The 13,991-nt window shown below is 72.8% G+C and carries 12 protein-coding genes and 1 pseudogene; 3 read left to right on the top strand and 10 right to left on the bottom strand.

Annotated elements, in window-relative coordinates; translation table 11 throughout:
* Positions 1-551: 551 nt before the first annotated feature.
* Positions 552-1,574, top strand: coding sequence for a tryptophan--tRNA ligase (trpS, locus tag ACGFT1_RS08320; RefSeq protein ID WP_373908252.1), 1,023 nt, complete (start codon positions 552-554; stop codon positions 1,572-1,574).
* 74 nt (positions 1,575-1,648) lie between these two features.
* Here trpS and proC read toward each other — a convergent pair whose 3' ends face one another.
* The 6 genes and pseudogenes from proC to ACGFT1_RS08350 form a co-directional block, all read right to left on the bottom strand.
* Positions 1,649-2,461 carry a pyrroline-5-carboxylate reductase gene (proC, locus tag ACGFT1_RS08325; RefSeq protein ID WP_373908253.1) on the bottom strand — a complete coding sequence of 271 codons (813 nt, stop codon included), beginning with the start codon at positions 2,459-2,461 and terminating at the stop codon, positions 1,649-1,651.
* Positions 2,462-2,538: 77 nt separating this feature from the next.
* Positions 2,539-3,348, bottom strand: a complete 810-nt coding sequence (locus ACGFT1_RS08330; protein ID WP_373908254.1) for an ABC transporter permease — start codon at positions 3,346-3,348, stop codon at positions 2,539-2,541.
* Positions 3,345-4,166, bottom strand: coding sequence for an ABC transporter ATP-binding protein (locus ACGFT1_RS08335; RefSeq protein ID WP_373908255.1), 822 nt, complete (start codon positions 4,164-4,166; stop codon positions 3,345-3,347). The genes ACGFT1_RS08330 and ACGFT1_RS08335 overlap by 4 nt, the downstream gene beginning before the upstream one ends.
* A gap of 178 nt (positions 4,167-4,344) precedes the next feature.
* Positions 4,345-5,141: pseudogene (locus ACGFT1_RS08340) on the bottom strand (class I SAM-dependent methyltransferase).
* 135 nt (positions 5,142-5,276) lie between these two features.
* On the bottom strand, positions 5,277-5,819 hold the full coding sequence (locus ACGFT1_RS08345; protein ID WP_373908256.1) for an EamA/RhaT family transporter: 543 nt from the start codon (positions 5,817-5,819) through the stop codon (positions 5,277-5,279).
* An 80-nt stretch (positions 5,820-5,899) separates the two neighbouring features.
* The gene (locus ACGFT1_RS08350) at positions 5,900-6,217 is read right to left on the bottom strand and encodes an SH3 domain-containing protein (RefSeq protein WP_373908257.1); all 318 of its coding nucleotides are present in this window, start codon (positions 6,215-6,217) and stop codon (positions 5,900-5,902) included.
* A 169-nt stretch (positions 6,218-6,386) separates the two neighbouring features.
* On the opposite strand from ACGFT1_RS08350, the gene ACGFT1_RS08355 reads away from it, so the two are divergent.
* Entirely contained in the window at positions 6,387-8,519 is a 2,133-nt protein-coding gene (locus ACGFT1_RS08355; RefSeq protein WP_373908258.1) for a serine/threonine-protein kinase, read from the top strand.
* 67 nt (positions 8,520-8,586) lie between these two features.
* Here ACGFT1_RS08355 and ilvD read toward each other — a convergent pair whose 3' ends face one another.
* The 4 genes from ilvD to ACGFT1_RS08375 all read right to left on the bottom strand — a co-directional run bounded on the left by ilvD (position 8,587) and on the right by ACGFT1_RS08375 (position 13,059).
* Positions 8,587-10,440, bottom strand: a complete 1,854-nt coding sequence (gene ilvD, locus ACGFT1_RS08360) for a dihydroxy-acid dehydratase (protein ID WP_373908259.1) — start codon at positions 10,438-10,440, stop codon at positions 8,587-8,589.
* Positions 10,441-10,585: 145 nt separating this feature from the next.
* Positions 10,586-11,191, bottom strand: a complete 606-nt coding sequence (locus ACGFT1_RS08365; RefSeq protein ID WP_373908260.1) for a TetR family transcriptional regulator — start codon at positions 11,189-11,191, stop codon at positions 10,586-10,588.
* On the bottom strand, positions 11,188-12,012 hold the full coding sequence (locus tag ACGFT1_RS08370) for a sugar phosphate isomerase/epimerase family protein (protein ID WP_373908261.1): 825 nt from the start codon (positions 12,010-12,012) through the stop codon (positions 11,188-11,190). Before ACGFT1_RS08370 ends, ACGFT1_RS08365 begins: the two co-directional genes overlap by 4 nt.
* A 114-nt stretch (positions 12,013-12,126) precedes the next feature.
* On the bottom strand, positions 12,127-13,059 hold the full coding sequence (locus tag ACGFT1_RS08375) for a Ppx/GppA family phosphatase (protein WP_373908262.1): 933 nt from the start codon (positions 13,057-13,059) through the stop codon (positions 12,127-12,129).
* A 72-nt stretch (positions 13,060-13,131) separates the two neighbouring features.
* Here ACGFT1_RS08375 and ACGFT1_RS08380 point away from each other — a divergent pair, with 72 nt between their 5' ends.
* Complete coding sequence (locus tag ACGFT1_RS08380; RefSeq protein ID WP_373908263.1) at positions 13,132-13,971, top strand: hypothetical protein; 840 nt, start codon at positions 13,132-13,134, stop codon at positions 13,969-13,971.
* Positions 13,972-13,991: the final 20 nt, after the last annotated feature.

The following is a 13,991-nucleotide window of genomic DNA, read 5'->3' on the forward strand; positions in this document are numbered from 1 at the left end:
TCCTCGGTGCTTTCCAGGTTCCCGCTTCCGCGTTTCCCTTTCCGGCGGTTCCGACTCTATCAGACCCTTTCGGTGTCTGACTCCCAGTCAGCGGGCTTGTCCTCCCGGCCGTTGGGCCGTTCCGACGAGTGAGACTTTAGCGGATTCCTGACTCCCGAGCTAATCGGGGGCCGCCGTCCTTTCGAACGTGGATTCCTCATTTCGCGAATACACACGCCAATGCGGTCGCCACCGAGGCGGCGATCGATTGGGTGGTGCTCACGGAATGGCTGTCCGGGGACCGACCGGGGTCGGTGCTCACGTCGGACAACTCGGAGTACCTTACGGACGGGCGTGGGGAGTGTCAACTCTCGCCCCTGAAGCAGCCCGGAGGCGTACGGTGGGGGCTGTGACCACGCGTACGTGTCCCCAGCTCTGGTGGGCCGCCTGACGGCGGCCGTACGCACGTATGCACTCAACGGCCGCCGCTTCGGCGGCCGTTCGTGTATCCCCCTCCGGGACTTCGGGGGGCCGGCCGCGGGAGCGGCGGCCCGGACCGAAGGTGGAGTGGGATGAAGCGGGTCTTCAGCGGGATCCAGCCGACCGGGCACGTGACCCTGGGGAACTACCTGGGAGCCATGCGGCGCTGGGCCGAGGTCGATCAGCACCGGGCGGACGCGCTGTTCTGCATCGTGGATCTGCACGCGCTGACCGTGGACCACGATCCGGCGCGGGTGCGCAGGCTCAGCAGGCAGGCGGCGACGCTCCTGCTGGCGGCCGGGCTCGACCCCGAGTTGTGCACCCTGTACGTGCAGAGCCATGTCGACGAGCACACCCGGCTGTCGTACCTGCTGGAGTGCGTGGCGAGCGACGGCGAGATGCGGCGGATGGTCCAGTACAAGGAGAAGGCCGCGCGGGAGCGGGAGCGCGGTGGGAGCGTCCGGCTGTCGCTGCTGACGTATCCGGTGCTGATGGCGGCGGACATCCTGGCCTACGGCACGGACGAGGTACCGGTCGGGGACGACCAGGTGCAGCACGTGGAGCTGGCGCGGGATCTCGCGGTGCGGTTCAACCAGCGGTACGGCCACACGTTCGTGGTGCCCGAGGCGACGCTTCCGGGGGTGGCGGCCCGGGTGATGAACCTTCAGGATCCGACGTCGAAGATGGGGAAGTCGGACGCGGGGCAGGGGGTCGTGTATCTGCTGGACGAGCCGGACGTGGTGCGGAGGAAGATCATGCGCGCGGTGACCGACAGCGGCCAGGAGGTCGGGTACGACCCGGTGGAGCGGCCGGGAGTCGCGAACCTGCTGGAGATCCTCGCAGCGTGCACGGGTGGGAACCCTGAGTCACTGGCGGACGTTCACGACTCGTACGGCTCTTTGAAGAAGGACACCGCGGAGGCGGTGGTGGAGGTGTTGCGGCCGGTGCAGGCGCGGCACCGGGAGCTGTGCGCCGATCCGGCCTATCTGGAGGGGGTGCTGCGGGATGGTGCGGAGAAGGCCAGGGCGTTGGCTCGTCCGACCGTTGATACGGCCTACCGGGCGATCGGGCTGCTGCCGCCCGTGGCGGAGACCTCGCTGAGCTCCGCGCGGTAGCCGGGCGGCGGGGTGCGGGCGGCGGGTGGCCGCCGCCCGCGCAGGGCGGCGGGTCAGCCCTTCGTCGAGTGGGGTCAGTCCTTCTTGCCGGAGGCGAGTTCGCGGCTGCGGTCGCGGGCGGCCTCCAGGGCGGCGATGAGAGCGGCGCGTACGCCGTGGTTCTCCAGTTCGCGGATGGCGTTGATCGTCGTGCCCGCGGGGGAGGTGACGTTCTCCCGCAGCTTGACGGGGTGCTCGCCGCTGTCCCGGAGCATCACGGCGGCGCCGATCGCCGACTGGACGATGAGGTCGTGGGCCTTGTCACGGGGCAGGCCGAGCAGGATGCCGGCGTCGGTCATGGCTTCGACCAGGTAGAAGAAGTACGCCGGGCCGGAGCCGGACAGCGCGGTGCAGGCGTCCTGCTGGCTCTCGGGGACGCGGAGGGTCTTGCCGACTCCACCGAAGATCTCCTCGGCGTGCGCGAGGTGCTGTTCGGTGGCGTGGCTGCCGGCGGAGATGACCGACATGGCCTCGTCGACGAGGGCGGGGGTGTTGGTCATGACCCGGACGACGGGGGTGCCGGCGGCCAGGCGCTCCTCGAAGAAGGAGGTGGGGATACCGGCGGCTCCGCTGATGACGAGGCGGTCGGCGGGGATGTGCGGGGCCAGTTCGTCCAGGAGGGCGCCCATGTCCTGCGGCTTGACCGTGAGGATCAGGGTGTCGGCGGTCTTGGCGGCCTCGGTGTTGCCGACCGGGCTGACTCCGTAGCGGGTGCGGAGTTCTTCGGCGCGTTCGGGGCGGCGGGCGGTGACCAGGAGGTCGGTGGGGGCCCAGCCGGCCCGGAGCATTCCGCTGAGCAGGGCTTCGCCGATCTTGCCGGTGCCGAGGACTGCGACTTTCTGGCTCATGCGGTTCAGTTTCGCACCGGTGAGGAGGGGTGCGGGTGGGGTGTCCGGTGGGCGGACGCCCGCCGCGGCGGAGGGGGTCAGACGGTGCGCCGGCGCAGGGTCGCCGCTCCCAGGCCCAGGACCAGCAGGGCGCAGCCGGCCACGATCAGCGCGTCACGGACGAAGACCGCGGTCATGTCGCTGTGGTGGAGGACCTCGTTCATGGCGTCGACGGCGTACGACATCGGCAGCGCGTCGGAGACGGCCTCCAGGACGGGGTGCATGTCGGAGCGGGGGGTGAACAGGCCGCAGAGGAGCAGCTGGGGAAAGATCACCGCGGGCATGAACTGGACTGCCTGGAACTCCGAGGCCGCGAAGGCGGAGACGAAGAGACCGAGGGCGGTGCCGAGCAGGGCGTCGAGGAGGGCGACGAGCAGGAGCAGCCAGGTGGAGCCGGTGACGTCCAGGCCGAGGAGCCGGACGGCGAGTCCGGTGGCGAGGGCGGACTGGACGACGGCGACGGCGCCGAAGGCCAGGGCGTAGCCGGCGATGAGGTCGGCCTTGCCGAGGGGCAGGGCGAGGAGGCGTTCGAGGGTTCCGGAGGTGCGTTCGCGCAGGGTGGCGATGGAGGTGACCAGGAACATCGTGATCAGCGGGAAGACGCCGAGCAGCGAGGCGCCGATGTTGTCGAAGGTGCGGGGGCTGGCGTCGAAGACGTAGCGCAGCAGGAGCAGCATCAGGCACGGGACGAGGATCATCAGCGCGATGGTGCGCGGGTCGTGGCGGAGCTGGCGCAGGACCCGGGCCGCGGTGGCGGTGGCGCGGGAGGTGGTGAACGCGCCGGCGGCCGCGGTGGTGGCCGCCGTGCCCGCGGGGCCGGTCGGGCGGGTGGGGCCGGCGGGGTTCATCGGGTGCTCTCCTTCGCGTGGTCCGCGGTGGCCGCCGCGTCGACGAGGTGCAGGAAGGCGGCCTCCACGGTGCCGGTGCCGGTCCGGGTGCGCAGAGCGTCCGGGGTGTCGTCGGCGAGGATTCCGCCCTCGCGCATGAGGAGGAGGCGGTGGCAGCGTTCGGCCTCGTCCATGACGTGGGAGGAGACGAGGAGGGTGGCGCCGCGGGTGGCGGCGAGGTCGTGGAAGAGGTTCCACAGGTCGCGGCGGAGGACGGGGTCGAGTCCGACGGTGGGTTCGTCCAGGACGAGGAGTTCGGGGGTGCCGAGGAGGGCGACGGCCAGGGAGACACGGTTGCGCTGGCCGCCGGAGAGGTTGCCGGCGAGGGCGTCGGCGTGGCTGGTGAGGTCGACGTCGGTGATGGCCCGGGTGACGTGGTGGTGGCGTCGTTCGGCGGCGGCGCGGCCGGGATCGATTATCGCGGCGAAGTACTCGAGGTTCTGGCGGACGGTGAGGTCATCGTAGACGGAGGGCGCCTGGGTGACGTAACCGATGCGGCTGCGCAGGGCGGGGTGACCGGCGGGGCGGCCGAGTACGTCGAGGCTGCCGGTGGTCCCGGCCTGGGTGCCGACGATCGAGCGCATGAGGGTGGACTTGCCGCAGCCGGAGGGGCCGAGCAGTCCGGTGATCCGGCCGCGGGGGACGGTGAAGCGGAGGTCGTGCAGGACGGTGCGGGAGCCGCGGACGACGGTGAGGCCCCGGGCGTGGACGGCGGGGGCGGCAGGGAGGGCGGGGGTGGCGGGGTGGGGTGGAGGGGCACCCGGCTCGTAATTCATCACATGATGAATAATCTGTCCGCGGGGGTGTGGCGTCAAGAGGCAGGGACGCACCGGAGAGCACCGGCGTGGGCTGCGGCCGGTGAGAGGGGCTCGTACGCGGCAGCGGCGGCCGGGGTGGGCCGGCCGCCGCTCGCGGGGAAGGAGCAGGGACGGGCCGGGGGTGGGATCCGGGTCCGGGTCAGGGTTTGAGGGCGACCAGGAGGCGGACGTCGTACGTCTCCTCGACGGTGCCGTCCGGGAAGGCCCTGAGCAGGTGGGCGCGCTCCTCTTCCATGAAGGCGTTCCTGCGCACCTCGGACTCGACGAGGAGGGCCGAGTGACTGCCCAGGCTGGCGAGGCGGACGTCGACCGGGACGCGCCGGCTCCAGCGGACCGTGCGGCGGGCGAAGTCCAGGCGCCCGCTGGGGTCGGCCCGCTCGGTGCGCTCGATGTTCCTGCGCCGCTCGGCGGTGGTGAAGCCCGGGCCGAGAAGGCGGCCCGTGCGTTCGGCGGCCTCGGCGATCCACTCGACGTCCAGCGCCTCCGTGTTCCACCACAGGGCCAGCGCACCGCCGGGCCGCAGCACGCGCAGTGCCTCCGGCACCGAGTGGGCCGGGTCGGTCCATGCCAGGCCTGGGCGTAGGTGAGGAGGTCGGCGTGGGCGTCGCCGACGGGAAGCGCGTTGCCGTCACCCCGGACGAGCGGGATGTGCGGCAGCGCGCGGCGGAACTCGGCGGCCATGCCCTCGCCGGGTTCGACGGCGAGGACGTCGGCGCCGCGGGCGTGCAGGAGGGCGCTGGCGATCCCGGTGCCGGCGCCGACGTCCACGGTTGTGGCGCCGGACAGGGAACGGCCCGCCAGTTCCTCGACGGCGTCGAGGAGGGCCGGTGGGTAGGAGGGCCGGTTGGCGGCGTACTGGGCGGCGGCGGAATTGAAGGAGTGGGCCCGGGCGGCGTGGGCGGCCTGCGGGGTGGTGGGTGACTCAGGCTTTGCCATGGGGCCATCGTGGGCGGGAAGGGGCGCACGGCACGGCTTTTCGGCAGGGTGGTGCCGTACGCGGAGTGCTCCCCGGGCGGGCGCGGCTACGGCCGGGCACCGGTGCGGGCCGCGCGGCCCGTGGCTGTGGGCGTGCTACCGGCGCCGCTTCTTCCGCGACGGGTCGCCGGTGCGGCGGGTGGCGCGGCGTTCGTACTCCTCGCGGGCCTTCTCGTGCTCCTCGCGGTGCAGCTTCTCGCCCGGGGCCTCGATGAGGGAGCGGACGGAGTAGGCGAGGAGGGAGCCGACGAAGCCGATGGCGAGCAGGCCGCGCAGGGAGGCCTGGCGCTGCGGGTCGTGCCGGACGCCGAAGCCGTCCCAGGTGTTGCGGAAGGCGAGCGCCGTGCAGATCCCGAACATGACGATGACCAGCATGGTCACGAAGGAACCGCTGCCGGCGATGCGGATGCCCTCGTACGCGAGGCGCAGCACCAGGCAGGCGATGGCCGCGGCGGCGAGGGAGCCGACGGCGACGCCGGCGCGGCGGGCCGCGTAGCCGTGGTCGTGGTGCACCCAGGAGGTGCCGAAGAAGCGCAGGGGCTCGGGGCGGGGTGCGTGGTCCGGAGCCACGCCGTCGCCCTGGGGTGCGCCGCCGGTGGGGGCCGCCGAGGTGTCCGTGGTGCCGGTTTCGTCGCTCACGGGACGATTATGGCTCCGAGCACCTGCGGGCTCCCGGCGGGGGCGGCCCCTCGCCGGGAGCGCGCCGGCCGGGAGCGGGGTCAGCCGCAGCGGGCGGCGATGTAACCGTCGGTGCCCGTGTGCACGTACGCGTCCGAGACGTACTCGCCGCTGTCGATGAGGTCCCAGAGGTTCGTGGTGCCGTAGGTGCCCGACACGGTCGTACCGGGTGTCTGGCAGTAGACCGGGACCCGGACGCCCTCGGGCAGGATGCGCACGAGGTTGTAGCCGGGGCCGGGGCCGCTGCGGACGTTCAGCCGGACGCCGGGTGCGACGGCGTAGGTGCGGACGGCTGCCGCCGCCTCCACCGCCGGTCCGTCGTCGATGCCCTCGGTCTCCTGCGCACGGTCGACTGACATGTTCGTGCTCCTCCCCCGTTGCTGTTCTCGTGTCGCCGGGCCGAGAGCCCGGCGCGCAACGCGTCCGCGTGACGCGCACGCAGACGCTAGCAAGCCGCCTCCGTCTCGCACGAACCATCGATTAGGCTCCGTGCGTCGCGCGCGCGGACGAAGAGCACGGGGGTGGTCCATGGCGCCACAGCGCAACATCGGGGCGGGCGCGGAAGCGGAGCTTCCCGAATACGCCGGTCACTACCGTCTGGAGTCCCGTCTGGGCTCCGGCGGCATGGGCGTGGTGCACCTCGCCCGCAGCACCTCGGGGATGACGCTCGCGGTGAAGGTCGTACACGCCGAGTTCGCACGGGACCCCGAGTTCAGGGGCCGCTTCCGGCAGGAGGTGGCCGCCGCCCGGAAGGTCAGCGGCGCCTTCACCGCGCCCGTCGTGGACGCCGATCCGCAGGCCGCGCGGCCGTGGATGGCCACCCTGTTCATTCCGGGGCCGACCCTGTCCGAACAGGTGAAGGAGAAGGGTCCGATGACCGCTCCGCAGCTGCGCCGGCTGATGGCGGGGCTCGCGGAGGCGTTGCGGGACATCCATCGGGTGGGGGTCGTGCACCGGGACCTGAAACCCAGCAACGTCCTGCTCGCGGAGGACGGGCCGAAGGTCATCGACTTCGGTATCTCCCGGCCGACCGACAGCGAGCTGCGCACCGAGACGGGGAAGTTGATCGGCACGCCGCCGTTCATGGCTCCCGAGCAGTTTCGGCGCCCCCGGGAGGTGGGGCCGGCGGCCGACGTCTTCGCACTCGGATCGGTGCTGGTGCACGCGGCCACCGGGCGTGGGCCGTTCGACTCGGACAGTCCGTACGTCGTCGCCTACCAGGTGGTGCACGACGAGCCCGACCTGACGGGCGTACCGGACAGTCTGGCGTCGCTGGTGCGGCGTTGTCTCGCCAAGGAGCCCGCGGACCGGCCCACGCCGGACGAGCTGATGCGGGAACTGCGCTCGGTGGCGGCCTCGTACGACACGCAGGCGTTCATACCGGCGCAGCGCGCGGGTGAGGACGGGCCAGGCCCGGCGGCGGCCCGTCTGGAACGGGCCGCGCGGCGACCGGCGCGGCCGCCGGCGCGGCGACCGGGCCGGCGGGCGGTGCTGGGGGCCGGCGCCCTCGGGCTGGTGCTGGTGGGTGCTCTGGCCGCGGTGTGGGGGTCAGGCGGGGGCGACGAGAGGCCGGGGGCCGGCAGCACGGCGGCTCGGCAGGCCGCCTCCCGCGCCTGGACGGCCCGGCCGGTGCCCGCCGAAGAGGGCATGCCGCAGTGCGCGTACGGGGCGGGGAAGTTGCTCTGCGCGCGGCCGGGTGTCGTCTTCGCGCTCTCCCCGGCCGACGGCGGGCTGCTGTGGCGGCGGTCCGTCGGCACGCGGTCCGTCAGCGGTCCTCCGGTCGTCTCCGGTGGTCTGGTGCAGCCGTACACGGACGGCGGCTCGCGGCTCGCCGGGCTCGACCCGGCCACGGGCAAGGATGTCTGGCAGCGGCGCCTGCCGCCGGGCACGACGGTGCGGTACGCCGGCGACACCGCCCTGCTCACCGGTGCCGACGGCGCGGTCACCGGCGTGGACGGCGCGACCGGTGCCACGCGCTGGCACGGTGCGGTTCCCGGCCGGGGCGTGCCGTCCTTCGTGGCGTTCCCGGGCGGATCCGGTGCCGGGAGCGAGGCGGCGTACGCGACGCGGACGTCCGCCGACGGCACGAGTACGCGGGTGACCGCCGTCGATCCGGGCACGGGGCGGGTGCGGTGGGACGTCCGGCTGAAGGGCTGGCTGAAACCGTTCGCCGCCCAGGCCGACGGTTCGGTGTACTTCCTGGGCGTCGACAGCGGTTACGGCGCCCGGGAGATCGTCCGCTACACCCCCGGGAGCGGGTCGACGCGGCGCGTGGCGCTGCCCGCCGTGCTCGCGGGAGCGCACGCGAGTGTGCAGGGGGACGTGGTTTATGTGCTGGCCACCGGCGGCTCCCTCGACGCCGTGGACATGGGGTCGGGCCGGCAGCTGTGGCATCTGGAGACGTCGGTGAGCCGCGGTTCGGTGCCCGTCGCGCGAGGCGGGTCGGTGTACGTCACCGGGAGCGACGGCCGGCTGCTCGCGGTCGACGCCCGTACGGGCACGCTCACGGGGCAGACACCCGCACGGCTGGGCACGCACTCCGCCGGAGTCATGACCACGCCGCCCGCCCCGGTGATCGTCGGCGGGGACGGGCGGATCTGCGCCACCGCGCCCGACGGCACCGTCTTCACCGTGGACGGCCGCTCCCCCGGGAGGTGGTGACGTCCGGGGGGTACGGCGAAGGGCCGCCCCCACCGGGGAGCGGCCCCTGTCGCACCTGCCCGGGCGGTCAGCCCAGCCGGGACACGTCCCGCACGGCGCCCTTGTCCGCGCTCGTCGCCATCGCGGCGTAGGCGCGCAGGGCGACGGAGACCTTGCGGTCGCGGTTCTTCGGGGCGTAGAGGCCGTTCAGCTCCTGCTCGCGGCGGGCCAGCTCGGCGTCGTCCACCAGCAGTTCGATGGTGCGGCCCGGGATGTCGATGCGGATGCGGTCGCCGTCCCGGACGAGGGCGATCGTGCCGCCGGAGGCCGCCTCCGGGGAGGCGTGGCCGATGGACAGGCCGGAGGTGCCGCCGGAGAAGCGGCCGTCGGTGATCAGGGCGCAGCTCTTGCCGAGGCCGCGGCCCTTCAGGTACGAGGTCGGGTAGAGCATCTCCTGCATGCCGGGGCCGCCCTTGGGGCCCTCGTAGCGGATGACGACGACGTCGCCGTCCTTGACCTCCTGGGTGAGGATCCGCTGGACGGCCTCCTCCTGGGACTCGCAGACGACCGCGGGGCCCTCGAACGTCCAGATCGACTCGTCGACGCCGGCGGTCTTGACCACGCAGCCGTCGACGGCGAGGTTGCCCCGCAGGACCGCGAGGCCGCCGTCCTTGGAGTACGCGTGCTCGGCGGAGCGGATGCAGCCGTTCTCGGCGTCGTCGTCCAGGGCCTCCCAGCGCTCGGACTGGGAGAAGGCCTCGGCGGAGCGGACGCAGCCGGGGGCCGCGTGCCACAGCTCGACCGCCTCGGCGGACGGGGAGCCGCCTCGGACGTCCCAGGTCTTGAGCCAGTCGGCGAGGGAGGGGCTGTGGACGGCGTGGACGTCCTCGTTGAGCAGGCCGGCGCGGTGCAGTTCGCCGAGCAGGGCGGGGATGCCGCCGGCGCGGTGCACGTCCTCCATGTAGTACGTGCGGTTCTTCCCGACGTTGGGCGCCACCTTGGCCAGGCAGGGCACACGGCGCGAGACGGCGTCGATCTGCTCCAGGCCGAAGGGGACGCCCGCCTCCTGGGCGGCGGCCAGCAGGTGCAGGATCGTGTTGGTGGAGCCGCCCATCGCGATGTCCAGGGCCATGGCGTTCTCGAAGGCCTGGAAAGTGGCGACGTTGCGGGGCAGGACCGTGTCGTCGTCCTGCTCGTAGTAGCGGCGGGTGATGTCCATGACCGTGCGGGCCGCGTCCTCGTAGAGGCGGCGCCGGGCGGTGTGGGTGGCGAGGACCGAGCCGTTGCCGGGCAGGGAGAGGCCGATGGCCTCCGTCAGGCAGTTCATCGAGTTGGCGGTGAACATGCCGGAACAGCTGCCGCAGGTCGGGCAGGCGTTCTCCTCGATGCGGAGGATGTCCTCGTCGGAGATCTTGTCGTTGACGGCGTCGGAGATCGCGTCGACCAGGTCGAGCGTGCGGACCGTGCCGTCCACGAGGGTGGCGCGCCCGGACTCCATCGGGCCGCCGGAGACGAAGACGGTCGGGATGTTCAGGCGCAGCGCCGCCATGAGCATGCCCGGGGTGATCTTGTCGCAGTTGGAGATGCAGACCAGAGCGTCGGCGCAGTGGGCCTCGACCATGTACTCGACGGAGTCGGCGATCAGGTCGCGGGAGGGCAGCGAGTACAGCATGCCGCCGTGGCCCATGGCGATGCCGTCGTCCACGGCGATCGTGTTGAACTCGCGCGGGATGCCGCCGGCCCGCGTGATCGCCTCGCTGACGATCCGGCCGACCGGCTGGAGGTGGGTGTGACCCGGCACGAACTCCGTGAAGGAGTTGGCCACGGCGATGATCGGCTTCCGGCCGATGTCCGCACCGGGTACACCCGAGGCGCGCATAAGGGCGCGGGCGCCCGCCATGTTGCGTCCGTGGGTGACTGTGCGGGACCTCAGCTCGGGCATCGTCGCTCGCTCCTTCGAAGACCTTCTGGAGAAGAGTCCAGAGAGTTCTGACTCTCTCCGAGCGTACGCCGCCCCTCCGAACCGTGGACACAAGTGTCCGGAATGCGGGACGGACGTTCCAGCGCCGTACCGCGCGTACCGGGGGTCAGGCGGCCGTCAGGTGGTGCTGTACGACCGGTGCCAGCCGCGCGACGAGCTGCTCCAGGTCCGCGGAGGCCAGGGGCTCCAGCCTGATCACGTACCGCAGCATCGCCGTCCCCACCAGCTGCGCCGCCGCCAGCTCGGCGCGCAGCTCGGCGTCCGGCAGGTCCAGCGCGGCGGCGATGCGGCGCATCAGCTGGGCCGCGATCAGGCGGCGGAAGACGGCGGCGGCGGTGTCGTTGTTGACGGCCGAGCGCACGATCGCCAGCAGCGGGGTACGGGTCGCGGGGTTCTCCCAGACGCCGAGGACGAAGCGGGTCAGCTGTTCCCCGACGCCGTCCAGCGGGCCGTCGGCCACCGCGTCCGACGCGTTCAGGGCGGGGGCGAAGGCGACCTCGACGGCCGCCTCGAACACCTCCTCCTTGCTGCCGAAGTAGTGGTGGACGAGCGCCGGGTCCACCTCGGCCGCCTTGGCGATGCCGCGGACCGACGTCTTCTCGTAGCCCCGCGCGGAGAACTCCTCGCGGGCGGCGGTGAGGATGCGGTCGCGGGTGCCGGCGGACTCGGTGCGCGGGGGGCGGCCACGGCGGCGGGGGGCGGTCCCGCTCATCCCCGGCGCACCCTTACGGCCGCCGAGGCCAGGTGCTTGCGCGTGAACTCCAGGGCCTCGGCGAGGTCGGCCTCGCGCTCGGCGCCGGACATCGCCCGCCGGGTGTTGACCTCGATCACCACGTGCCCGTCGAAGCCGGTGAGCGCGAGGCGCTCCAGCAGCTCGGCGCAGGGCTGGGTGCCGCGGCCGGGCACCAGGTGCTCGTCCTTGGCGGAGCCGCGGCCGTCGGCGAGGTGCACGTGCCCGAGCCGGTCGCCCATGCGGTCGACCATGTCCAGGGCGTCGGTACGGGCCGTCGCCGTGTGGCTGAGGTCGATCGTGAAGTGCCGGTAGTCGTCGTTGGTGACGTCCCAGTCGGGGGCGTAGGCGAGCATCTCGCGGTCGCGGTAGCGCCACGGGTACATGTTCTCGACGGCGAACCGGACGTCCGTCTCGTCCGCCATCCGCCAGATCCCGTCGACGAAGTCCCGGGCGTACTGCCGCTGCCAGCGGAAGGGCGGGTGGACGACGACCGTGGCCGCCCCCAGCTTCTCCGCCGCGGCCCGGGCCCGCTGGAGCTTGGTCCAGGGGTCGGTCGACCAGACCCGCTGGGTGATCAGCAGGCAGGGAGCGTGGACGGCCAGGACCGGGATGCCGTGGTAGTCCGACAGGCGGCGCAGCGCCTCGATGTCCTGACTGACCGGATCGGTCCACACCATGACCTCGACACCGTCGTAGCCGAGGCGTGCGGCGATCTCGAAGGCCGTCGCCGTCGACTCCGGGTAGACGGAGGCGGTCGACAGCGCGATGCGCACGTCCGTTGGTTCACCCACGTCCGTCACCTTACGGCGTGGGGGGACCCGGGTGCCGGGTGCCGGTTCGCCGTTGTGAGGTATGCCATGCGGGCGGGCCGGGCGGGGCCGTGGCCGCTCCGGGGGCCCGCGCCCCCCGGGCCGTCAGGCGGAGCCCATGTGGTCCAGGCGCCGGAGGATCACGCCCTCCCGCAGGGCCCACGGGCACACCTCCAGGCTCTCCACGCCGAACAGGTCCATGACGGCCTCGGCCACCAGGGCGCCCGCCACCAGCTGGCCCGCCCTGCCCTCCGAGACACCGGGGAGTTCCGCTCGCTGGTCGGTCGTCATGCCGGCGAGGCGGGGGACCCAGGCCTCCAGGGACTCGCGCTTGAGTTCACGCTGGACGTAGAGACCCTCGGCGCTGCGGGCAGCACCGGCGATGCGGGCCAGCTGCTTGAAGGTCTTGGACGTGGCGACCACGTGGTCGGGGGCGCCGAAGCGGCTGAACTCACCGACGTGGCGGGCGATCTCCGTGCGGACGTGCCGGCGCAGGACGCGGACCTCCTCCGGAGCGGGCGGGTCGCCGGGCAGCCAGCCGGCGGTGAGGCGGCCGGCGCCGAGCGGCAGGGAGACGGCCGTGTCCGGCTCCTCGTCCATGCCGTAGGCGATCTCCAGGGAACCGCCGCCGATGTCCAGGACCAGCAGTTTCCCGGCGGACCAGCCGAACCAGCGGCGCACGGCGAGGAAGGTGAGCCGGGCCTCCTCCGCGCCGGTGAGCACCTGGAGGCGTACGCCCGTCTCGTCGGCCACGCGCGTGAGGACGTCGTCGGCGTTGGTGGCCTCGCGGACCGCGGAGGTGGCGAACGGCAGCAGGTCCTCGACGCCCTTGTCCTCGGCGGCCTGGAGCGCGTCCCGTACGACGGCGATCAGCCGGTCGATGCCCTCCTCGCCGATGGCACCGCTGCCGTCGAGGAGCTGGGCGAGCCGGAGGTCGGCCTTGTGCGAATGCGCGGGCAGCGGGCGCGCGCCGGGGTGGGCGTCCACCACCAGCAGATGCACCGTGTTCGAACCCACGTCCAGGACACCGAGTCTCATGGACGGAAACGCTACTGCCAGAACGCCGGTCCTCGGTCCCCGGAGCGGGCCCGGGCCACATACCCTGGACGGGTGCCAAAGACGAACAAGGCGAAGTCCGCGAATCCGGAGAAGGCGGACAAGATTCGCAAGGCCGGCAAAACTCCCAAGGAGGCGAAGGTGAGCGACGAGAAGGGGCTCGACTTCGCGCGCGCCTGGGTGGAGTTCCCCGACCCCGCGGACGACGAGCAGGTCTTCCGCTGCGACCTGACCTGGCTGACCTCTCGCTGGAACTGCATCTTCGGCAGCGGCTGCCAGGGCATCCAGGCGGGCCGCGCGGACGACGGCTGCTGCTCGCTCGGGGCGCACTTCTCCGACGAGGACGACGAGAAGCGGGTCGCCGAGCACGTGGCCCGGCTCACCCCGGACATCTGGCAGCACCACGCCGAGGGCCACAGCGGCGGCTGGGTCTCCGAGGACGAGGAGGGGTCCCGGCAGACCCGGCCCTTCCAGGGCTCGTGCATCTTCCAGAACCGGCCCGGGTTCGCGGGCGGCATGGGGTGCTCGCTGCACATCCTCGCGCTGAAGGAGGGCCGGGAGCCGCTGGAGACCAAGCCGGACGTGTGCTGGCAGCTGCCGGTCCGGCGGACGTACGACTGGATCGACCGGCCGGACGACACGCGTGTGCTCCAGGTGTCCATCGGTGAGTACGACCGCCGGGGCTGGGGTCCGGGCGGCCATGACCTGCACTGGTGGTGCACCTCGGCGACCTCGGCCCACGGTGCGGGCGAACCGGTGTACGTCTCCTACCGGGCCGAACTGACCGAGCTGATGGGCAAGGCCGGCTACGCCCGCCTGGTCGAGCTGTGCGAACAGCGACTGGCATCGCAGCTCCCCCTCCTGGCACCGCACCCGGCCGACCCGCCCCGCTGACGCACCGCCCGGCCGACCCT

The organism is Streptomyces sp. Y20, assembly GCF_043195475.1.
Taxonomy (GTDB): Bacteria; Actinomycetota; Actinomycetes; order Streptomycetales; family Streptomycetaceae; genus Streptomyces.

Coding starts and splice junctions, on each gene's coding strand:
- ACGFT1_RS08355 (WP_373908258.1), top strand. CDS start 6,387: ATGGCGCCACAGCGCAACATCGGGGCGGGCGCGGAAGCGGAGCTTCCC.
- proC (WP_373908253.1), bottom strand. CDS start 2,461: ATGAGCCAGAAAGTCGCAGTCCTCGGCACCGGCAAGATCGGCGAAGCC.
- ACGFT1_RS08365 (WP_373908260.1), bottom strand. CDS start 11,191: ATGAGCGGGACCGCCCCCCGCCGCCGTGGCCGCCCCCCGCGCACCGAG.
- trpS (WP_373908252.1), top strand. CDS start 552: ATGAAGCGGGTCTTCAGCGGGATCCAGCCGACCGGGCACGTGACCCTG.
- ilvD (WP_373908259.1), bottom strand. CDS start 10,440: ATGCCCGAGCTGAGGTCCCGCACAGTCACCCACGGACGCAACATGGCG.
- ACGFT1_RS08350 (WP_373908257.1), bottom strand. CDS start 6,217: ATGTCAGTCGACCGTGCGCAGGAGACCGAGGGCATCGACGACGGACCG.
- ACGFT1_RS08330 (WP_373908254.1), bottom strand. CDS start 3,348: ATGAACCCCGCCGGCCCCACCCGCCCGACCGGCCCCGCGGGCACGGCG.
- ACGFT1_RS08375 (WP_373908262.1), bottom strand. CDS start 13,059: ATGAGACTCGGTGTCCTGGACGTGGGTTCGAACACGGTGCATCTGCTG.